Source organism: Bartonella sp. SL320, from assembly GCF_059687635.1.
The window spans coordinates 1,354,451-1,375,317 of record NZ_CM185143.1 but is presented as its reverse complement, the minus strand read 5'-3'; the positions used below and the strand labels follow the sequence as shown (position 1 = coordinate 1,375,317).

The following is a 20,867-nucleotide window of genomic DNA, read 5'->3' as shown; positions in this document are numbered from 1 at the left end:
TGAAGTTAAAAGGGGATGTTCGTGATAAGAAACCATTTCCTTGTTATAAAAAACATTGATGTGTTGATTTTTATGAACAAAAAAGAATGAGAAATTTCATAACCTTTTAAAATATGGTGTATTGGATGGATGAGAGGCAAGCCAACACCATTTTTATTATTGTCCAGCTCCCAATGTTACGACCGCCCTTGGCACTTAAAACTCTTTATAAGATCGATCTCCTCCCTTTAATGTTTATTCAAACGCTCATTCCATTTATATACGCGGAAGAGAGGCTTTGATTGATGCAATATGGAACAGATTTGAAATAAAAAAAGTTTAAGGTATTTAGAATTTTTATTCAATATGAATAATGCTGTATTATGATTATAAATCAATGTATTATCCAATAAAGAAAAACATAAGATAAAGCTTAATTACATTGGTTTTCTAGGATAAAAGCTTTTAAGTATTCTGAATATATTGACCATATTTCATTTGCAAATGAAATATGATTCCTTCTTATGAGAGATGTTATCTTGGTATTCTATAAATCAATAAAAAACGTTCACTTTTGAGAAATTAAAATGATGAAGTCATAATTGATGGTTGTTATGATCTATGAAAAAAATAATTTATCATGAGAGTTCGTTTTTCATTCATATTGAATGAAAGCCTTGAACAGAAGAAAATTTTCTCATTTTAAATCATGTTTAGAATGAATTTTAAAAGTGTTTTTTCATGTTATAAGTTGGGTGTGTCAAAAAAACATTTAAGGAAGAAGCAATGGGTTCCTTATGAAGGCATATTAAGAGTAGCAATATGATGAGTTGTCAATGAATGACAGTGGGGATGATAATCGGGGATGATATTAAGCGCTGAATTGGTGAGAACCTTTACAGTCTTTGGATATATAATATTATTTACTGTGTTGAAAAAAAACGCTCCGACATTTCATTCCTCATTTTCTTGCAAATCCATAAATGCACCGACTTGCAAGAAAATGAATTGTAATGCCGATCTTAAGATATCAGTAACAAGAGATTTATCTTACCTTTTCAACGACAGATGAAATAGTGATAGAAAGCCTATCAAGTAAGCTCTTTAACTTATGTCCCCCTCTCTTTATTGGAGAGCGTTAAAGATCTGATTATAATTCGTACTATTAATTTCCAAAGGATTTTCCTTATTGGCAATTTGTAGCACTTCTAACTTGAGATCTTCTCTTATCATCATATCTATATTGGTACGGATATCAGGTGAAAGAGTATGAGGCGTGATATCTTTAGGCATCGTTACAGTCTTTATTTGATAAATAATACGGTTTGTTGCAACTGGACCTTTTATGATGCCATAATGATCTTTGGGACCGGAAAATAGTGCTTTAATCCCTTCAGCCCCAAGGGTTTCAGATGAGTCTTGACGCCGGAGGGCTTGTGTTGTGTGTTTTGTAACACCAAGTGTACGCGCAAGAGCAACAAGACTTTTTCCTTCCCTAAGCTGATTGAGAGCGTTTTGGGCTTTTTCATCAAGAAGGCGTTGAGTTTCTTCACTTTTCCATTGAGAAAGAGCATCTATCTTTGATTCTTCAAGTGTTTTATCGCGGGCAGGAATAATTTTATCGACCTTATACCAGAGATATCCACCATGTTGAAAAGAGAGAGGATCAAGATCAACACCTTCATTTGCTTTATAAATGGCATTCAGTAGAATATCTTTTTCAGGTAAATCCGTGAGGAGGGTACCTTCAAGCGTTTTTCCTGTTTGATCAAGGGTAATTGTGCGCAAAGATAAGTTGTATTGCTCAGCAAGTTCTTTAAGAGAAGCACCCTCAAAACGAGCATTTTCAATGGCAACATAATTGTTACGAATCTCATCATTAGCACGATTTTTGGCAAGCGTTTGACGAATATTTTCTTCTACCTTTTCAAAGGGGAGAGAACTTGCAGGCTCAATATGGATGACGCGAATGAGAACAGGCCCCTGTAAGTCATTGATGACAGGGCTAACTTCCCCCTGTTGGAGTTCAAAAACTTCAGATGCGAGATGATTAGAAAGTTCATTTTCTGCAAGAGGCCCTTTTTTTATGTCATTAAGGGTCTTTTTTTCAGCTTTTACCAGCTCATCAAAACTCAATCCATCGGCCATTTTTTTGGCTGCATTATCAGCTTCTTTACGTGTGGAAAATCGCAGTTCTTCAAATGTACGTTTTTCAGGCGTTACAAAACGGGAAGCATTTTGGGTATAATAGGCTTTTGCTTCATCTGTTGAGATATCTTGAGGTTTTACGAAATCATTAAGTTCCATAGAGAGTAAAGAGACAGTGCGGTATTCTGGAGCACGAAATTCACTTTGATGTGTTTCAAACCATTTTTGTAGTGTTTCGTGATCAGGATCAGCAATTGTTTGCTTTTCTTTTAGGTCAATCACAAGATAATCAGCACTCCGCATTTCTCCTTGATAAAGAGCAAGGGCTTTATAAAAGAGATCAGGTGCTTTCATATCAGAAAGCAAAGCTGTAATAAGTTGATTACGCTTTTCTTGTTTGGTATAATAATTAAGAAAAGCACTTTCGCTGATCCGTAAATACTGAAGATAGTTGTGAAATAAATTTTTATCAAAAGTGCCATTTACTTGGAACATATTATCAGAACCAATTGTATGAGCTATGGTATCTTTTGAAAGACTTATTTTCATTTTACGAACTTGTTCATCAAAGAGTGCATTTTGTTGTAATTGATTAAACACAAAAGCAGGAATTTGATATTGCTGCATTTCATTTGGTGTAAACATGCGTCCAAGATGGGCCGCCTGTGCTAAACGTGAACTTTGATCGGCAAGTGCGAGACGATAATCATCAATAGTTACTGTGGACTTTCCAGAAGTAATGAGATCCCTTTCGCTTTTTGTGTGTAGCTGTGGTATCCCCCATAAAAGAATGAAACATAAGAGTAAAATAGCAAGGAAAGTTCTGGAAATCCAAGAATTTGTAGCACTTCTTATGACGTCAAGCATTGTTCAATTCCATTTTTAACATAAATTATTACCAAAGCAGTAATGGAATTTGCAATAAAGAGACAAAAGATGCAAGCTTTTAAAGACTTGCTTTCGTTTTATAATTTGATACTACAGATAAACTAAAGTGTTATAAGAACTCTTGAGGTAAAAATATGTCTCCGAATATTCGACCTTTTCTTGCTGGAAATTGGAAAATGAATGGAACAAATGAATCGCTTGGAGAGTTGCGTGCTATTGCTACAGGTATAAGCTCTGATTTCCGTCATCTATTTGAAGCACTTATTTGCGTTCCAGCGACGCTTTTATCGCGTGCTTCTGATACACTGGATGGTGCCAATCTCCTTCTAGGAGGACAAAATTGTCACTTTGATGATCATGGTCCTTATACGGGGGATATTTCAGCTTTTATGCTTAAAGAAGCCGGAGCAAGTCATGTTATTCTTGGGCATTCAGAACGTCGTACAGTGTATAAGGAAAATAATGCAATTGTCCGTGCCAAAGTGCAAGCTGCGTGGCGCGCAGGTCTTGTAGCTCTTGTGTGTATTGGGGAAACATTGGAGGAGCGTAATAATAATAAAGTATTGGATGTTCTTGAGCAGCAGCTTGCAGGATCTTTACCAGATGATGCAACAGCAGAAAATACCATTATCGCCTATGAACCTATTTGGGCGATAGGCACTGGCAATACGGCGACTTTAGAAGATATTGCAAAAGTGCATCATTTCATTCGTGATGAGATGCGTGCTCGTTTTGGTGATGAAGGAAATAAGATGCGTTTGCTTTATGGCGGATCCGTAAAGCCATCCAATGCCTTTGAGCTTTTAAGCATTGCACATGTTAATGGTGCTTTGATCGGTGGAGCTAGCTTAAAAGCAATTGATTTTTTAACTATTTGCGATGTTTGTCGTAAATTATAGCAGAGAAATTTGAGTTCCCTCTTGGATTGTGTGTTATTTATGTGTAAATAACCATGAAAGAGTTATTTGAAGAGCAGGGTTTATGCAAACAGTACTTATTGTTATTCATCTATTGATTGTGATTACTTTGGTTGGGGTTATCTTAATCCAACCTTCAGAAGGTGGTGGGCTCGGCGTGAGTAATAATAGCTCAGGCTTGATGAAAACCCGTGGATCTCAGAACCCTTTAACACGTTTGACGGCTATTTTAGCGTGTTGTTTTTTTGTTGTGTCCATTGGGCTTAGTGTGGTGGGAAGTATATCAAATTCTAGTTCTGACATTTTAAAACGTATACCAGCTAACTCACAGCATAATTCCCCCAATCAAAGTTCAGAATCAGTCCCATCGTCAAATGGTAAGTCTTCACCCTCTATTCTTGAACAGCTTGGAGGCACTTCGGATTCCACACCGGAACAAAAGCAAGAACAAAAACAGTCTACAATGCCTGAAGCGGAAAGTCCGGTCCCACCTGTTCGTGAAGTCCCACCTGGTCTTGAAAAGACAGTACCAGATAACAGTACAAAATAGTTTTTTTAAAAAAATATGGACTTTTTAGAAAAGGTGATTTTTTCACCTTTTTTATTTTAGAAGAAAAATTGTTTCTTTTTGCATTTTTTACTGGAAAAATCATTATAAATTGCTTATCAGCATAAGCCCATGGCACGTTATGTTTTTATTACTGGTGGTGTGGTTTCTTCCCTTGGAAAAGGCATCGCAGCAGCGGCGTTAGCAGCGTTATTACAGGCGCGTGGTTATCGTGTACGTCTTCGCAAACTTGATCCTTATTTAAATGTTGACCCAGGGACGATGTCGCCTTATCAACATGGTGAAGTGTTTGTAACCGATGATGGTGCAGAAACGGATCTTGATCTTGGTCATTATGAGCGTTTTACAGGGCGCTCTGCAAATAGCCAAGATAATATTACAACAGGGCGTATTTATCGCAATATCATAGAACGAGAGCGGCGGGGTGATTATTTGGGGGCAACCGTTCAAGTTATTCCGCATGTTACAGATGAAATTAAGCGATTCATTACGACAGGAAATGAAGAATTTGATTTTGTTTTGTGTGAAATAGGGGGAACGGTTGGTGATATTGAAGCCATGCCCTTTCTAGAAGCGATTCGTCAGCTTGGTAATGAACTTTCTCGACAAAATGTCGTTTATGTCCATCTTACATTAATGCCTTATATTTCTTCGGCAGGTGAATTAAAAACCAAACCAACACAACATTCTGTCAAAGAGTTGCAATCAGTTGGTATTTCTCCTGATATTTTGCTTGTGCGTGCCGATCGGTCTATCCCCGAAACAGAGCGGTGTAAGTTATCACTTTTTTGCAATGTTCGCTCCAATGCCGTTATTCAAGCATTAGATATGCCAACAATTTATGATGTTCCCATGGCCTATCATAAAGAGGGATTAGATTCTGAAGTACTTTGTGCTTTTGGAATCGATTCGGCACCTCCACCTCAGATGGATCGTTGGGAAGAGATTACGCATCGCATTCATCATCCTGAGGGAGAAGTTACGATTGCTATTGTAGGAAAATATACAGGCTTAAAGGATGCTTATAAATCTCTTATCGAAGCGATTGCGCATGGTGGTTTAGCGAATAAAGTAAAAGTTAATATTGAGTGGATTGATTCGCAACTTCTTGAAAAAGAAGATTCCGTTTTAGCTTTACAAAAAGCGCATGGAATTTTGGTTCCTGGGGCTTTTGGGGCTCGAGGGGCTGAAGGGAAAATTCGAGCAATTCAATTTGCACGAGAGCGTAAAATTCCATTTTTAGGGATTTGTTTTGGCATGCAACTGGCTTGTATAGAAGCTGCACGCAATATTGCAAAGATTAAGAATGCTTCATCAAGTGAGTTTTGTGAAACAGAAAATCCAATTGTCGGTTTAATGACGGAATGGCTCAAAGGCGATGTTCTTGAAAAGCGGACAAGAAATGGTGACCTTGGTGGATCTATGCGCCTTGGTGCTTTTGCTGCTGAATTAAAAGAAGAGAGCCATATTGCCAAAATTTATGGGATGACAAAGATTGTTGAACGGCATCGCCATCGTTATGAAGTCAATATTGATTATAAAGATCAGTTAGAACAATGTGGTTTGATTTTTTCTGGCATGTCTCCCGATGGTATTTTGCCGGAAACAATAGAATATGCAGATCATCCATGGTTTATTGCTGTTCAATATCATCCAGAACTAAAATCACGTCCTTTTGATCCACATCCGCTTTTTTCTTCTTTTATTGAGGCCGCTGTAGAACAAAGTCGATTAGTTTAATACATAAGTTTTGTTACTTTTTTTGAGGGATAAAATGACGAAACCAAATGCTCGTATAAAAGTTGGAAATGTTATTTTTTCAAATGAAATGCCTTTTTCATTAATTGCAGGTCCATGTCAGATGGAAAGTCGTGATCATGCTTTTGAAATGGCTGGTCGGATTAAAACAATGACCGATCAGCTTGGTATTGGTTTTGTTTATAAATCAAGTTACGATAAAGCCAACCGGACCTCTTTGAGTGCAGCACGTGGCATTGGTCTTGAAAAAGCAATGGCCATTTTTTCTGATTTAAAAAAAGAGTTTGATTGTCCCATATTGACTGATGTGCATACCGAAGAGCAATGTAGGATTGTTTCTTCTACAGTTGATGTTTTACAAATACCAGCTTTTTTATGTCGTCAAACAGATCTTTTGGTTGCAGCTGCCAAAACAGGACGTGTTATTAATATTAAAAAAGGTCAGTTTTTGGCGCCGTGGGATATGGAGAATGTTTTAAAAAAGGTTGTTTACAGTGGTAATCCCAATGTGATGCTTTGTGAGCGCGGTACGTCATTTGGTTATAACCGACTTATTTCGGATATGCGTTCGTTGCCTGTCTTACGTTCATTTGGGGCTCCTGTTATTTTCGATGCAACACATTCTGTTCAAGAACCTGGAGGGCAGGGGGCTTCATCTGGTGGACAGCGTCAGTTTGTTGAAGTTTTAGCGCGTGCGGCTGTTTCTGTTGGGGTTGCAGGTGTTTTCTTAGAAACGCATCAAGATCCAGATCATGCGCCTTCTGATGGTCCCAATATGATTAAAATTGATGATTTACAAAGATTGCTTGAGACTTTAATGGAATTTGATTATCTGTCAAAAAAGCTAAATTAAGAAGAAAAAATGTTTTATTAATAGGGCATTAGAAATAGACGCGACTTTTGTTAAATAGGGAAATATAGATGACTATAATTGTCGATATCATTGGGCGTGAGGTTCTTGATAGCCGTGGTAATCCAACGGTAGAAGTTGATGTTCATTTGGAAAATGGAGCTTTTGGTCGCGCTCTGGTTCCCTCAGGGGCTTCAACGGGGGCACATGAGGCTGTTGAGCTTCGTGATGGTGGTTTGCGCTATCAAGGGAAGGGTGTTGAAAAAGCAGTTGCAGCAGTTAATGGTGAAATCCTTGAAGAACTTGGTGGGCGGGATGCAAGAGATCAAATTGCTATTGATCAAGCAATGATTGCTTTGGATGGAACGCCAAATAAATCTCGTCTTGGTGCTAATGCACTTCTTGGTGTTTCTTTGGCTGTTGCAAAGGCAGCCGCGGACTCATTAAATCTACCTTTGTATCGTTATATTGGTGGGACGCAAGCGCATATCCTTCCCACCCCCATGATGAACATTATTAATGGGGGCGTTCATGCTGATAATTTGATTGATTTTCAAGAGTTTATGATTATTCCTGTAGGAGCCCCTACCGTAAGAGAAGCCATCCGTTATGGTGCTGAGGTTTTTCATGCGTTGAAAAAGCGTTTAAAAGATGCGGGGCATAATACCAATGTTGGTGATGAAGGTGGTTTTGCACCTCAATTTAAAAGTGCAGATCAAGCAATTGATTTTATTATGGAATCTATTATCTCATGTGGTTACAAACTCGGTGAAGAGATTGCACTTGGTTTAGACTGTGCTTCCACTGAATTTTATAAAAATGGCTCATATTTTTATAAAGGTGAGGGCAAATGCCGTGATATCCAAGAACAGGTAGATTATTTGGCACATCTTGTGAAAAGTTATCCTATTATTACCATTGAAGATGGAATGGCAGAGGATGATTGGGAAGGTTGGAAGCTCCTTACTGACACAATTGGAAAAAAATGTCAGCTTGTTGGCGATGATTTATTTGTAACAAATTCAGAACGTTTGCGTGAGGGTATCAAAATGGGGGTAGGCAATTCTATTCTCATAAAAGTTAATCAAATTGGGACATTGAGTGAAACTCTTGATGCTGTAGAAGTCGCACATAAAGCAGGTTATCGTGCCATTATATCTCATCGTTCAGGTGAAACAGAGGATTCTTTTATTGCAGATCTTGCGGTTGCAACAAATTGCGGACAAATTAAAACAGGTTCTCTTGCACGTTCGGATAGATTAGCAAAGTACAATCAACTTATTCGTATTGAGGAAATGCTAGGAGCCCAAGCATGTTATGCTGGTGATATATATCGTTGATTATTGTGAGCATAAAATATGAGAGTATAATATCATTTAGATTATGAAATTAAGATTTTTTATTAAAGGCATATCACAATAATTTTATAGGCATTTAAATTTATAGGGATTAAGATGAGAGGTATAATTATTAGTCAAGATCAAGGAACGTATCTCGTTTCGGGAGATGATGGTAAGCGTTATCAGTTTGCGACTTGGGATTGGTTGGGAAAGAAACCACCAAGGGTTGGAGATACCGTTGATTTTGTCTGTGAAGGGGGTGTTGTCAGTTCTGTTTTTCCATTATTAAAACCAAATGCAGAGAACTCAAAAGTCATGTTTGCACTTCTTTGTTGGTTTGCTGGTATCTTTGGTGTTCATCGCTTTATGGTAGGGAGAGTTCGGACGGGTGCTTTAATGCTTATTCTATCTTTATCATTTTTTGGATTGATGATTTCCGGTATTTGGGCAATTGTTGATTTTATACTTATTGTTGCTGGAAGATTTACGGATAAAAATGGAAATAAGATTACAGATTTGTGATAATTTTATAATAATATAACGAGCAGGAAATTTATTTTATTATTGTTATCAATATATTAAGTTAATAATGTCCAGTTATTGCACTATATGTCTCTAATGTGGGATATTAAGAAAAATATGCACAGTTAAGTAACAGTATTGAAAAAGACCGTGCTATTTTATATAGGTAAAACAACGACGTAAATCAACGAAGGTGTATTTTGCCTTGCTGCTTATAGAAGCAGAAAACATTGATTATTGGGGGCCTCAAAACTATTTTAATTTCACATTTATCACGGTTGCTACGAATGTTGTTTACGCCGTGAAGGTCGTCAACATGTCATGGAATTAGAAATAACCTCTTTATGGATGATATATAAGGAATAGCTTTGTAGGTGAGCAAGGATGAAAGGTACAATTATTGGTCAGGACCAAGAGGTTTATCTTGTTTCGGGAGATGATGGTAAACGTTATCAATTTTCGAGCTGCGATTGGTTAGGAAAAAAAGTGCCTAATATAGGAGATATCGTTGATTTTGTATATGAAGATAATACCGTAAGATCTGTTCTCCCTTTATTGAGTAAATCTCAGTCAGACAAATCAAGGTTGGCGATAGCACTTGTTTGTTGGTTTTTTGGTTCATTAGGAATTCATCGTTTTATGGCTGGTAAAGTTGGGACCGGTATTGCAATGCTTCTTATAACAATAACAGGTATAGGATTATTAGTTACTATACCTTGGGCATTTATTGATTTCATAGTTATTTTATCGGGATATTTTAGGGATGACAATGGCGATAAAATTATAAATTGGTAAAATTTTAGAATAATATAAAATATTAAAGAGCAAGGAACTCTCTTTACTTTTAATATTGTCGATATATCAGATCCATAGTATTAAATTACTTTAAATATATGTTTTTAAAGGAAAATATTAGAAGTATATAAATAAAACTATTGAAAAATAAAGTAATATTTTATATAAAAACAAAAGTACAAATCGAACAGCGTGCTTTATATTGCTACTTATATTTGCAGGAATTTTAAGCTTTTTAAATTGTCATATATCACGGTGAGTACAGATCGTATTCATGTAGTGAGATTTATCCAACATATTATCATATTAGAAAAAAGTTTCTTTATGAATAATAATTTTCTAGATGATGAAGATGAAAGGTAAGATTATTGTTCAAAATCAAGGAGATTATTTCATTTCAGGGGCTAATGGTAAGCGCTATCAATTTGCGAATTGGGATTGGTTAGGGAAAAAAACTCTAAAGGTTGGTGATGTCGTTGATTCTGTGTGTAAAGGGGATACTATTAAATCTATTTTCCCTATTTTGACTGAAAGTCAGTCACAACAATCAAAAGTGACGTTAGCGGTCATTTATTTTTTTTAGGGGGACTAGGGATTCATCGTTTTATGGTTGGTAAAGTTGGAACTGGCATTGTAATGCTTCTTATAAGTATAATAACTATACCATTTACTATGGAGTTAGGGGGTATAGGGATTATTTTTATAATTATTACCTTGGGTATTGATTGATTTTATAGTCATTTTAACAGGAAATTTTAAGGACAAAGATGGGTGTAAGATCACAAGTTAGTGAATATCCGGTTTATAAGATAAAAAGTGAGACATTCAGCTTACTTTGAGTATCTTAAGGGGGGTAAACTGGTGATAACAAATTGTTTGTCCTGTAGATTGAGTAATGAGGCGTTAATTAAAATCGTGCATAGTTAGGCAGAATATTTAAAAAACTTATGCTGTAGAGACTGTGCTATTTTATGTGGACAAAGCAAAAACGTCGATCAATCAAAGTGCGTTTTGTACTACCTCTTATGACGGTAGGTGTTTTAAGCTATTTCAGTTACCATATTTATCATGGTGAGTATGGATTGTATTCACGCAGTGAAGTTAATCAACAGATTAGCGAATTGGAAAAGGAGCTTCATAAAATAGAAGCTGAGCGGGAATTTATTGAAAAACGCATTTCTCTTTTACGCAATGGACATATCGAAAAGGATATGTTGGATGAGTATATTCGAAAGAATTTAAACGTTTCTAAGCCAAATGAATTAACAATCTTAACGCCTTGTAAATGATAGAAAAAATGAATGAAAGGTCGCTTAATTTGAACGACAATCAGCAATGATATTGTTTAAGCTGATTGATAAGGCTTGTAACTTTTGTTCGTAAAGGGTATTCCTAAATAATCATAAAAGGGAGTTTAATATGGCAGAAAGACTTAAAAAAAATTCTGCGTCGGTAGCGCACACTGCATTATCAAGCACCACAAAGAAAGCATCAATAGTAGATTTTACAAAAGAGGAAGAAATTGATGTTTATCGTGAAATGCTCTTAATTCGCCGTTTTGAAGAAAAAGCAGGACAACTTTATGGGATGGGGCTTATTGGGGGATTTTGTCATCTTTATATTGGGCAGGAAGCTGTTGTTATAGGCACTTTAAAGGCAGCTAAAGAAGGTGATCAGGTTATTACGTCTTATCGTGATCATGGCCATATGCTAGCTGTTGGGATGAGCCCGCGTGGTGTTATGGCAGAATTAACAGGACGTCAAGGGGGCTTTTCCAAAGGGAAAGGGGGCTCGATGCATATGTTCTCTAAAGAAAAGAACTTTTATGGTGGACATGGTATTGTTGGTGCGCAAGTTCCCATAGGTTCAGGTTTGGCATTTTCGAATCAATATCTTGGTAAAGATAATGTGACATTGGTTTATTTTGGTGATGGTGCTGCCAATCAGGGGCAGGTTTACGAAAGTTTTAATATGGCTTCACTTTGGAAGCTACCCGTTGTTTATATTATTGAAAACAATCAGTATGCTATGGGAACATCCGTTTCACGGGCGTCTGCAGAAACTGATTTTTCCCGTCGTGGTCTTTCTTTTGAGATTCCAGGTATTGTTGTTGATGGTATGGATGTTCGCTCCGTAAAAGGGGCTGCTGATGAAGCAATTTCTTGGGCTCGTTCAGGTAAAGGGCCGATCATTCTTGATATGCAAACCTATCGTTATCGTGGTCATTCCATGTCTGATCCAGCAAAATATCGCTCTAAAGAAGAAGTCCAAAAAATAAAAGAGGAACACGATCCGATTGATCAAGTAAAAAGTCGGATTCTTAAACAAAATTGGGCGAGTGAAGACGACTTGAAGTCTATTGAGAAAGAGATTCGTGCAATTGTTGCTGATGCGGTAGATTTTGCACAAAGTGATCAAGAGCCAGATGCTTCTGAGCTCTACACTGATATTTTAGTTTGATGCGAGGGAAGCAAGTATGTCTATTGATATTTTGATGCCGGCGCTTTCACCAACCATGGAAGAAGGTAAACTATCTAAGTGGCTTAAAAAAGAAGGTGATAAGGTTAGCTCTGGCGATGTTATTGCTGAAATTGAAACGGATAAGGCAACAATGGAAGTAGAGGCTGTTGATGAAGGCACTCTTGGTAAAATTTTTGTGCCTGAAGGTTCTGAAGGCGTAAAGGTTAATAGTGTTATTGCGGTTTTATTAGAAGAAGGTGAGCGTGCTGAGGATATTTCTCAACCTACAAATACAACACAAAAATCTGAAGCATCTTCTCCTTCTCTTCCTTCCTCAGTTCCACAGTCTCCAACTTTTGCGCCACCTCCTGATTTTGATATTCCAGCGGGAACACCAATGGTGACAATGACAGTTCGTGAAGCACTTAATCAAGCTTTGGCTGAAGAAATGCGCCGTGATGAAAAGGTTTTTCTCATGGGGGAAGAAGTCGCGCAATATCAAGGAGCCTATAAAGTTAGCCAAGGTTTGTTGGAAGAATTCGGGGAGCGCCGAGTTATTGATACCCCAATTACAGAACACGGCTTTGCTGGGCTGGCTGTTGGTGCTGCTTTTGGAGGACTACGCCCCATTGTCGAGTTTATGACATTTAATTTTGCCATGCAGGCAATGGATCAAATTATTAACTCAGCAGCAAAAACACGTTATATGTCTGGTGGACAAATGAGCGTTCCTATGGTTTTCCGCGGTCCCAATGGTGCTGCTGCTCGTGTTGGTGCTCAACATTCTCAATGCTATGCTGCATGGTATAGTCATATCCCAGGGTTGAAAGTTGTTATGCCTTATAGTGCAGCAGATGCAAAAGGTTTACTAAAAGCAGCTATTCGTGATGATAATCCTATTATTTTCCTTGAAAATGAGATTTTATACGGGCATCAATTTGAGGTTCCTCAACTTGATGATTTTGTTTTGCCTATTGGTAAAGCGCGTATCCATAAGTCTGGGCAAGATGTGACGATTGTTGCATACGGGATTGGAATGCATTACGCTGTTCAAGCATTACCAGAAATTGAAAAGCTTGGTATTGACGTTGAATTAATTGATTTACGAACTATTCGTCCTATGGATCTTCCAACAATTCTTTCTTCCGTTAAAAAAACAGGTCGTTTGGTAACGATTGAAGAGGGGTTCCCTCAATCATCTGTGGGAACTGAAATAGCAACGCGTGTTATGCAGCAAGCTTTTGACTATCTTGATGCACCAATTGCGACGATTTCTGGCAAAGATGTTCCGATGCCTTATGCAGCGAATCTTGAAAAGTTGGCTTTGCCTGATACGGCTGAAATTATTGAGGCTGTTAAAGCTGTGACGTACAGAGCATAACGGAGGAAAGCATAATGCCCATTAAAATTACAATGCCAGCGCTTTCCCCTACGATGGAAGAGGGAAATTTAACAAAATGGAATATTAAGGAGGGCGATAAGGTTTCTTCTGGGGATGTTATTGCGGAAATTGAGACGGATAAAGCGACGATGGAAGTCGAGGCCGTTGATGAAGGTACAGTTGCTAAAATTGTTGTTCCTGCTGGAACACAAGGCGTTAAAGTGAATGCTTTGATTGTGGTTTTAGCAGAAGAAGGTGAAGATTTAGCTGAAGCTGCAAAAGTTGTAGAAGACACGCCTTCTGTCGCAAGACAAGAACCAGAGGGTAAAGAGAGCGTAAAACAAACAGATTCTCTAAAGCCGGCGGACTCAAAGGATGTAAAAATGTCTCATGAATCATCAGTGCAGCAATTCATACAGCAAGATAAAGAAGGAAATCGTCTTTTTGCTTCTCCTTTAGCACGGCGATTAGCCTCGCAGGCTGGTCTTGATTTATCTCTTATTTCTGGAAGTGGTCCGCATGGGCGTATTATCAAGCGCGATGTAGAAAAAGCTATGAGCGGTGGTCTTTCTCAAGCTTCTTATGCGTCACAGATGGGAGAGGCGGTCGCAGCAGGTGCTTCTGATAAACAGATATTGAAGCTCTTTAAAGAGGACGAATATATCTTCACTCCCCATAATAATATGCGTAAAACGATTGCTACACGTTTGGTGGAATCAAAACAAAGAGTTCCACATTTCTATATAACGGTGGATTGTGAACTTGATGCGTTATTAGCGCTGCGTACACAATTGAATGCTGCTGCACCAATGATTAAGACGCAGGAAGAAGCTAAGCCTACTTATAAGCTTTCAGTTAATGATATGGTGATCAAAGCTGTCGCTCTTTCTTTGAAAGCGGTTCCTGATGCGAATGTCTCTTGGCTTGAAGGTGGAATGCTTCATCATAAACATTGTGATGTTGGGGTTGCAGTTTCTATTCCCAATGGATTAATTACGCCGATCATTCGCCATGCAGAGGAAAAGCCGTTATCGCTTATTTCAAAAGAAATGAAAGATTTTGCAAAGCGGGCGCGTGAGCACAAGTTAAAAATGGAAGAATATCAAGGCGGGACAACAGCTGTATCCAATATGGGGATGTATGGTGTAAAAAGTTTTTCTGCTATCCTTAATCCACCGCATGCGACGATTTTTGCCATTGGTGCAGGAGAACAACGCGCTGTTGTTAAAAATGGTGCATTAGCTGTCGCGACAGTTATGTCGGTTACTCTTTCTGCTGATCATCGCGCTGTTGATGGAGCTTTAGCAGCAGAGCTCGCACGAACTTTTAAGAAGATAATTGAAAACCCACTAGCAATGTTGGTTTGAACAAAAGTTCTTCACGCAAATTGTCAGAGAGTGTGTTAAGAGAGTAAAAACAAATTTAAAAAGTCTGAAGAGCAATATTATGGCCGTTTCTAGGATATTATTGCTGTTTCTAGTTTGGATAAAATATTTATATGATACTGAGAGTAAAAGACATAAGATAATTCTGTCATGTTGTTTTTTAGTCTTAAGTTTAAAAAGTACATAGCCATTTTATATATATCCATGGAGGAATTACTGTGGCAAGTCTTTATGATGTAATTGTGATTGGGTCAGGTCCAGGCGGATATGTAACCGCAATTCGTGCAGCACAATGTGGCTTTAAGACAGCAATTGTTGAGCGTGAACATTTAGGGGGGATTTGTTTAAATTGGGGATGTATTCCAACAAAAGCCCTTTTACGTTCCGCGGAAATGAAACATTTTGCCGAACATGCGAAAGATTATGGACTAAAAATTAATGGTTCAATTGAAGCAAACATCAAAGACGTTGTGGCACGTTCACGCGGCGTTTCAGCACGTTTAAATGCGGGGGTTGGTTTTTTAATGAAAAAAAACAAAATTGATATTATCTGGGGTGAAGCAAAGCTTACGAAGGAAGCGAAAGGAAGCCAGCCTGCGGAAATTATGGTTTCGTCATCGTCCAAGCCAATTATGCAACCGCAAAATCCAGTCCCTAAAGGAACATTAGGGGCGGGGACTTATCAAGCAAAGCACATCATTATTGCAACAGGAGCACGCCCTCGTGTTCTTCCTAATATTGAACCAGATGGAAAGCTCATTTGGACTTATTTTGAAGCGATGATACCACCAGCAATGCCAAAATCGCTTTTGGTTATAGGATCTGGAGCTATTGGCATTGAATTTGCTTCCTTTTATCGGGATATGGGCGCTGAGGTCACTGTTGTTGAAATGATGCCTCATATCATGCCGGCTGAAGATATTGAAATTTCAACATTTGCTCGTAAACAGTTAGAGAAAAAAGGTTTACGCATTCTTTGCCAAGCAAAAGTAACAAAAGTTGAAAAAGCTCTCAATTCTGTGACTGTACATATTGATGTTCAAGGCAAAACACAGACCATGACTGTTGACCGATTAATTTCTGCTGTTGGGGTGCAAGGTAATATTGAGAATCTTGGGTTAGAGGCGTTGGGTATAAAAACCGATCGTGGGTGCATTGTAACTGATGAATGGAGTTGGACAGGAGTTGCGGGTATTTATGCTATCGGTGATGTGGCAGGCCCTCCTATGTTAGCGCATAAAGCAGAAGAAGAAGGCGTGATATGTATTGAACGTCTTGCTGGTTTAAAAAATGTTCATCCGCTTGATAAGAAAAAAATTCCAGGATGTACTTATTGCACACCGCAAGTTGCTTCTGTAGGGTTTTCAGAAGCGGCAGCAAAAGAAGCAGGTTATGATATACGTATTGGTCGTTATTCCTTTTCAGCCAATGGCAAAGCGATTGCTTTGGGTGAAGATCAGGGATTAGTCAAAACAATTTTTGATAAAAAGACAGGACAGCTTCTTGGAGCTCATATGGTAGGGGCTGAGGTAACAGAATTGATTCAGGGGTTTGTTATTGCCATGAATCTTGAAACTACAGAAGAAGAATTAATGCATACTGTCTTTCCACATCCGACCTTATCGGAAATGATGAAAGAAAGTGTATTGGATGCTTATGATCAAGTTTTAAATGCTTGATGATTAGCTTTGTGTGAAAAATCTTATATTTTTCATGAATCCTTCGTATTTATAAGGCAAAGGCTTAAATGGTTACGGTTGTTGATAGAGTTACGAATAGACGTTTGCGTCATCCTGAAAAGGCCCATCGTCCAGATACAAGCGTTCAGAAAAAGCCAGATTGGATTCGTGTAAAAGCACCAACATCACCGATCTATAAGGAAACGCATAGCATTGTTCGCACCCATAAGTTAGTAACTGTCTGTGAAGAAGCAGGTTGTCCTAATATTGGCGAATGTTGGAGCCAGCGGCATGCCAGCTTTATGATTTTAGGTGAGATATGTACACGTGCGTGTGCTTTTTGTAACGTTGCAACAGGTATTCCGCTTGCCGTTGATGATAATGAGCCAGAACGTGTAGCTGATGCTGTTGCTCGGATGGAATTAAAGCATGTCGTCATCACATCGGTTGATCGCGATGATCTTGCTGATGGGGGCGCTGAGCATTTTGCAAAAGTTATTTATGCGATTCGTCGAGAAGCACCTAAAACGACAATTGAAGTTCTTACCCCTGATTTTCGTCATAAGGATGGTGCTTTAGAAATTGTTGTTGCTGCTAAGCCTGACGTTTTTAACCATAATTTAGAAACAGTTCCTTCTAAATATTTGAAGGTTCGTCCAGGAGCACGTTATTTTCATTCAATTCGTTTGTTACAACGTGTTAAAGAGCTTGATCCAACAATTTTTACAAAATCGGGAATTATGGTTGGCCTTGGAGAAGAGAGAAATGAAATTCTGCAATTGATGGATGATTTACGTGCTGCAGATGTGGATTTTATGACCATTGGACAATATTTGCAACCTACGCGAAAACATCATCCAGTTATTCGTTTTGTACCTCCTGAAGAGTTTGAATCTTTTGCTAAAATTGGTAAAGCAAAAGGATTTTTACATATGGCTTCTAATCCTTTGACTCGTTCATCTCATCATGCAGGAGATGATTTTGCCATTTTGCAAAAAGCGCGTGATGAAAAATTTGCTTTACAGAGATAATGATGCCAACTTTTTCAACACATCGGCAAGTTGCTCATAGTGCTCGTGAGATGTTTGATCTTGTATCAGATATCGAGCGTTATCCTGAATTTTTACCTATGTGTGAGGCCTTAATAATACGCTCTCGCAAGGAATGTGAAGAAAAAACATTGCTTCTTGCCGATATGACTGTTGGCTATAAGGTTATTCGGGAAACTTTTACAACACAAGTTTTTCTTCAGCCGAAAAAAGGTTTGATAGAGGTTAACTATATTGATGGGCCATTTAAATATCTTGAAAATCGTTGGGCCTTTCATGATATTGAAAATACCGATGCCTGTAATGTGGAATTTTTTATTGATTATGAATTTAAAAGTAAAATACTCGGACACGTGATGGGCTCAATGTTTGATATTGCGTTTCGTAAATTTACCGATGCTTTTGAAAAACGTGCTCATCAGATTTATGGCTCTTCGGTAACATAATCTATTGCATTATTTTTTAACAATACACCTTGTTATAAAGGTATAGAGATAAAAATAAATTTCTGTCTTTATGTCTTTTAATTGAAGGTTTTTAGCTTTCGAAAGCATATCAAGAAATATCATTTTAAATAGTGAAGACGATTCATAGCTTCATACTTTTGTTTCTTTCTTTTTTAGGGGCATATCTTTTAAACAGAACATCACAATATTATTAGATAATATATTTTTTTATAATGATAATATAGTGTTATTCATATTGAACTGAAACTCTTAATACCGTAGGTTTCTCTCGTTCTAGGTCTGTTTTTATATTGGAACAATAAAACCACTTACTGGCATGTTATAAGTATTTCACACAGTTTTTTTCATTTGTGGTCTGCAAGTGAATAAATTTGATTAACTCAACATAAAAAAGGATCGGCGATAACTTTATGATATTCGGGGCTTTTATTTCCAAGTTGTAATATAATAAGTTATTATGACTCCAATGTGGAAGAGAAAGTTTTGAAATTGGTATGGTAATTCAGTGAAGTAGTTCCAGAATCATTTGAAAAGCATTCTCAACAGTTGCATGACGGATAGCTTTTCGATCAAGATCACCAAAATGCATTTCTTGGTGCAGGGGGGAGTGATTTTTGTAAGCGACCGCAAAATGCACAAGTCCGATAGGTTTGTTCAGACTTGCACCTCCTGGACCAGCAATTCCTGTTACAGAAACTGCAATGTCAGCTTGTGAATGTTTTAATCCACCCTCGGCCATTGCAAGAGCAACTTCTTTTGAAACGGCACCGTAGGTTTTTATAAGTTTAGCGCATACACCAACAAGGCGCGTTTTGGATTCATTTGAATAAACAACAAATCCACAATCGAGCACATCGGATGATCCTGCAATATTCGTGAGGTTTGCAGCAATGAGTCCTCCTGTACAAGACTCGACAGTTGTTAACAGCAAACCTTTTTGGCGACAGGTATTAAGAACTTCACGCGCTTGTTTTTCACAAAAACATGTCATTTGGGAATTTCTCCTGGATAAAGAACACTCGCTGTTGCCAAAGCCGCAATGCCCTCGCTACGACCAATAAATCCGAGTTTTTCATTTGTTGTTGCTTTGATAGAGATACGATCAGGTGTTATTGCAAGTATTGTCATAAGGTTTTCTGTCATAGCGTGACGATAGGGGCCAATTTTAGGGTTTTCAGCGATAATTGTGATATCCACATTCGCGATACGCCCCCCCGCTTGTATAATAATATCAAGAGCATGGCGTAGAAAAATTTCTGATGATACATTTTTCCATTGAGGATCAGAGGGAGGAAAATGTGTACCAATATCTCCTGCACCTTGGGTTGCAAGAAGGGCATCTGTTAATGCATGAAGAGCAACATCCGCATCGGAGTGTCCATTTAATTTTTTATGAAAAGGGATTTTTATACCACATAATATAAGAAAATCTCCTTCTTCAAAAGAATGAACATCATAACCATTCCCAGTACGGATATCAGGAAACATTTGCATTTTTTTCTGGAGGTGGAAAAGGGCGCTATCAAAGTCTTCTTGCCATGTAATTTTTATATTATGAGGATTACCTGGAACAGTAAGCATAGGAATCCCAAACCATTCGGCAATTGCACAATCATCAGTAAAGTCTTCTTTACCAAGTTTTTTTGCTTGTTTATGGGCTGCTAAAATATGATCAAAAGGAAAACACTGTGGCGTTTGTGCACGATAAAGATGGGTACGGGGGATTGTTTCTAAAACATGCTGATGATTGACATGTTTAAGCGTATCAGAGACGGGGAGAACGGGAAGAACGCCTTTTTCAGGCGTGATCGTGTTATGAATGTTATCAAGGAGCTTGTTTTCGATAAAGGGGCGTGCGCCATCATGAATATGAACATATTGGGGATTGAGATTTTTAAGAGCCTGAAGTCCATGTAAAGTAGAGATTTGACGTGTATTGCCTCCTTCAACGATAATAAGGCGCTCTTTAAATTCGGCGAGTGCCTGTTCACAGATTTGACGATCTTCTGGATGAATAACAAGAATAATCGTTGTGATAGCTGGATGCTGCAAAAAACAATGAACAGTATGATAAATAACCGGCTTTTGTCCTAGAAGCCGATATTGTTTGGGAATTTTATGGGGAGATCCTACTCTTTCACCACGTCCAGCGGCTAATATTATTGCTGCAATAGAAATATTAAAATCTCCTTGTCTTAATAATCTTAGTTTACTCTTTTATCGTTAATTTTAAAATGATTTTGAAAAGACGATCGTTGTAAATCAGCAAGAGATATCACGGATAACACCTCAAAAAAAGCATTTAATGCTTTTTGAAGTGCGGTATTTAAACCACAAAAATCAATCAATGGGCAAGTCGGTTCTGCAGTATCGAAACATTCTGCGAGGGAAAAGTTATCTTCTGTAACTTTCACAACATCAGCAACTGAAATTTCTGCTGCGGGTTTAGCCAATTTAACACCACCATTGCGTCCGCGCACTGTTTGTATAAAACCTGCTTGAACAAGCGGCTGAAGGATTTTGAATAAAAAAAGTTCTGAAACAGCATATGTTTTAGCAATTTCTGGAACACGACTGAGAGTTCCCTGATTATCTGCACAATACATGAGCATTCGAAGAGCATAATTTGTCTGTTTTGTTAATCGCATCTCATTTCCTTTGTAAAGTATTGTCGAACGCGG

18 protein-coding genes and 1 pseudogene are annotated in these 20,867 nt (G+C 38.0%); 15 read left to right on the top strand and 4 right to left on the bottom strand.

Features of this window, described 5'->3' with window-relative positions; genetic code table 11:
• Positions 1-1,104: 1,104 nt before the first annotated feature.
• Positions 1,105-2,994 carry a peptidyl-prolyl cis-trans isomerase gene (locus AC6ER8_RS05710; RefSeq protein ID WP_497077767.1) on the bottom strand — a complete coding sequence of 630 codons (1,890 nt, stop codon included), beginning with the start codon at positions 2,992-2,994 and terminating at the stop codon, positions 1,105-1,107.
• A 155-nt stretch (positions 2,995-3,149) separates the two neighbouring features.
• Between AC6ER8_RS05710 and tpiA the strand changes: the two genes are divergently transcribed.
• From tpiA to AC6ER8_RS05635, 15 genes and pseudogenes are all read left to right on the top strand, one after another.
• Positions 3,150-3,914 (top strand): triose-phosphate isomerase, encoded by a 765-nt coding sequence (gene tpiA / locus AC6ER8_RS05705; RefSeq protein WP_497077766.1) that lies wholly within the window; start codon positions 3,150-3,152, stop codon positions 3,912-3,914.
• Positions 3,915-3,996: 82 nt separating this feature from the next.
• Positions 3,997-4,482, top strand: a complete 486-nt coding sequence (gene secG / locus AC6ER8_RS05700; protein ID WP_497077765.1) for a preprotein translocase subunit SecG — start codon at positions 3,997-3,999, stop codon at positions 4,480-4,482.
• Between the two features lie 129 nt (positions 4,483-4,611).
• Positions 4,612-6,240: a CTP synthase gene (pyrG, locus tag AC6ER8_RS05695; RefSeq protein ID WP_497077764.1), complete on the top strand. Its 1,629-nt coding sequence runs from the start codon at positions 4,612-4,614 to the stop codon at positions 6,238-6,240.
• Positions 6,241-6,274: 34 nt separating this feature from the next.
• The gene (gene kdsA / locus AC6ER8_RS05690; protein WP_497077763.1) at positions 6,275-7,111 is read left to right on the top strand and encodes a 3-deoxy-8-phosphooctulonate synthase; all 837 of its coding nucleotides are present in this window, start codon (positions 6,275-6,277) and stop codon (positions 7,109-7,111) included.
• 68 nt (positions 7,112-7,179) lie between these two features.
• Positions 7,180-8,448 carry a phosphopyruvate hydratase gene (gene eno, locus AC6ER8_RS05685; RefSeq protein ID WP_497077762.1) on the top strand — a complete coding sequence of 423 codons (1,269 nt, stop codon included), beginning with the start codon at positions 7,180-7,182 and terminating at the stop codon, positions 8,446-8,448.
• A gap of 114 nt (positions 8,449-8,562) precedes the next feature.
• Positions 8,563-8,970 carry a TM2 domain-containing protein gene (locus tag AC6ER8_RS05680; RefSeq protein WP_497077761.1) on the top strand — a complete coding sequence of 136 codons (408 nt, stop codon included), beginning with the start codon at positions 8,563-8,565 and terminating at the stop codon, positions 8,968-8,970.
• 384 nt (positions 8,971-9,354) lie between these two features.
• Positions 9,355-9,765, top strand: coding sequence for a TM2 domain-containing protein (locus AC6ER8_RS05675; protein ID WP_497077760.1), 411 nt, complete (start codon positions 9,355-9,357; stop codon positions 9,763-9,765).
• 352 nt (positions 9,766-10,117) lie between these two features.
• Positions 10,118-10,555: pseudogene (locus AC6ER8_RS05670) on the top strand (TM2 domain-containing protein).
• Positions 10,556-10,736: 181 nt separating this feature from the next.
• A complete protein-coding gene (locus tag AC6ER8_RS05665; protein ID WP_497077759.1) occupies positions 10,737-11,054 on the top strand; it encodes an FtsB family cell division protein in 318 nt (105 codons plus the stop codon).
• A gap of 130 nt (positions 11,055-11,184) precedes the next feature.
• Positions 11,185-12,225, top strand: coding sequence for a pyruvate dehydrogenase (acetyl-transferring) E1 component subunit alpha (pdhA, locus tag AC6ER8_RS05660; RefSeq protein WP_497077758.1), 1,041 nt, complete (start codon positions 11,185-11,187; stop codon positions 12,223-12,225).
• A 16-nt stretch (positions 12,226-12,241) separates the two neighbouring features.
• Positions 12,242-13,606: a pyruvate dehydrogenase complex E1 component subunit beta gene (locus AC6ER8_RS05655; protein WP_497077757.1), complete on the top strand. Its 1,365-nt coding sequence runs from the start codon at positions 12,242-12,244 to the stop codon at positions 13,604-13,606.
• A gap of 14 nt (positions 13,607-13,620) precedes the next feature.
• Positions 13,621-14,973, top strand: a complete 1,353-nt coding sequence (locus tag AC6ER8_RS05650; protein WP_497077756.1) for a pyruvate dehydrogenase complex dihydrolipoamide acetyltransferase — start codon at positions 13,621-13,623, stop codon at positions 14,971-14,973.
• 236 nt (positions 14,974-15,209) lie between these two features.
• Entirely contained in the window at positions 15,210-16,670 is a 1,461-nt protein-coding gene (gene lpdA / locus AC6ER8_RS05645) for a dihydrolipoyl dehydrogenase (protein ID WP_497077755.1), read from the top strand.
• 68 nt (positions 16,671-16,738) lie between these two features.
• Positions 16,739-17,701, top strand: coding sequence for a lipoyl synthase (lipA, locus tag AC6ER8_RS05640; protein ID WP_497077754.1), 963 nt, complete (start codon positions 16,739-16,741; stop codon positions 17,699-17,701).
• Between the two features lie 2 nt (positions 17,702-17,703).
• A complete protein-coding gene (locus AC6ER8_RS05635; RefSeq protein WP_497079631.1) occupies positions 17,704-18,165 on the top strand; it encodes a type II toxin-antitoxin system RatA family toxin in 462 nt (153 codons plus the stop codon).
• Between the two features lie 523 nt (positions 18,166-18,688).
• Here the strand turns inward: AC6ER8_RS05635 and AC6ER8_RS05630 are convergent.
• The 3 genes from AC6ER8_RS05630 to rirA are packed head-to-tail and all read right to left on the bottom strand — an operon-like array spanning position 18,689 to position 20,834.
• Entirely contained in the window at positions 18,689-19,177 is a 489-nt protein-coding gene (locus AC6ER8_RS05630; RefSeq protein ID WP_497077753.1) for a CinA family protein, read from the bottom strand.
• Positions 19,174-20,364 carry a bifunctional 2-C-methyl-D-erythritol 4-phosphate cytidylyltransferase/2-C-methyl-D-erythritol 2,4-cyclodiphosphate synthase gene (locus AC6ER8_RS05625; protein ID WP_497079629.1) on the bottom strand — a complete coding sequence of 397 codons (1,191 nt, stop codon included), beginning with the start codon at positions 20,362-20,364 and terminating at the stop codon, positions 19,174-19,176. The genes AC6ER8_RS05630 and AC6ER8_RS05625 overlap by 4 nt, the downstream gene beginning before the upstream one ends.
• 26 nt (positions 20,365-20,390) lie before the next feature.
• Positions 20,391-20,834 (bottom strand): iron-responsive transcriptional regulator RirA, encoded by a 444-nt coding sequence (gene rirA, locus AC6ER8_RS05620; RefSeq protein WP_497077752.1) that lies wholly within the window; start codon positions 20,832-20,834, stop codon positions 20,391-20,393.
• Positions 20,835-20,867 lie beyond the last annotated feature (33 nt).

Bases quoted from the DNA above. Each gene is read 5' to 3' on its own strand.
- eno (WP_497077762.1), top strand. From the start codon at position 7,180: ATGACTATAATTGTCGATATCATTGGGCGTGAGGTTCTTGATAGCCGT.
- kdsA (WP_497077763.1), top strand. From the start codon at position 6,275: ATGACGAAACCAAATGCTCGTATAAAAGTTGGAAATGTTATTTTTTCA.
- AC6ER8_RS05650 (WP_497077756.1), top strand. From the start codon at position 13,621: ATGCCCATTAAAATTACAATGCCAGCGCTTTCCCCTACGATGGAAGAG.
- AC6ER8_RS05680 (WP_497077761.1), top strand. From the start codon at position 8,563: ATGAGAGGTATAATTATTAGTCAAGATCAAGGAACGTATCTCGTTTCG.
- AC6ER8_RS05630 (WP_497077753.1), bottom strand. From the start codon at position 19,177: ATGACATGTTTTTGTGAAAAACAAGCGCGTGAAGTTCTTAATACCTGT.
- AC6ER8_RS05675 (WP_497077760.1), top strand. From the start codon at position 9,355: ATGAAAGGTACAATTATTGGTCAGGACCAAGAGGTTTATCTTGTTTCG.
- AC6ER8_RS05665 (WP_497077759.1), top strand. From the start codon at position 10,737: ATGTGGACAAAGCAAAAACGTCGATCAATCAAAGTGCGTTTTGTACTA.
- secG (WP_497077765.1), top strand. From the start codon at position 3,997: ATGCAAACAGTACTTATTGTTATTCATCTATTGATTGTGATTACTTTG.
- pdhA (WP_497077758.1), top strand. From the start codon at position 11,185: ATGGCAGAAAGACTTAAAAAAAATTCTGCGTCGGTAGCGCACACTGCA.
- AC6ER8_RS05655 (WP_497077757.1), top strand. From the start codon at position 12,242: ATGTCTATTGATATTTTGATGCCGGCGCTTTCACCAACCATGGAAGAA.
- tpiA (WP_497077766.1), top strand. From the start codon at position 3,150: ATGTCTCCGAATATTCGACCTTTTCTTGCTGGAAATTGGAAAATGAAT.
- lipA (WP_497077754.1), top strand. From the start codon at position 16,739: ATGGTTACGGTTGTTGATAGAGTTACGAATAGACGTTTGCGTCATCCT.
- pyrG (WP_497077764.1), top strand. From the start codon at position 4,612: ATGGCACGTTATGTTTTTATTACTGGTGGTGTGGTTTCTTCCCTTGGA.
- rirA (WP_497077752.1), bottom strand. From the start codon at position 20,834: ATGCGATTAACAAAACAGACAAATTATGCTCTTCGAATGCTCATGTAT.
- AC6ER8_RS05635 (WP_497079631.1), top strand. From the start codon at position 17,704: ATGCCAACTTTTTCAACACATCGGCAAGTTGCTCATAGTGCTCGTGAG.
- AC6ER8_RS05710 (WP_497077767.1), bottom strand. From the start codon at position 2,994: ATGCTTGACGTCATAAGAAGTGCTACAAATTCTTGGATTTCCAGAACT.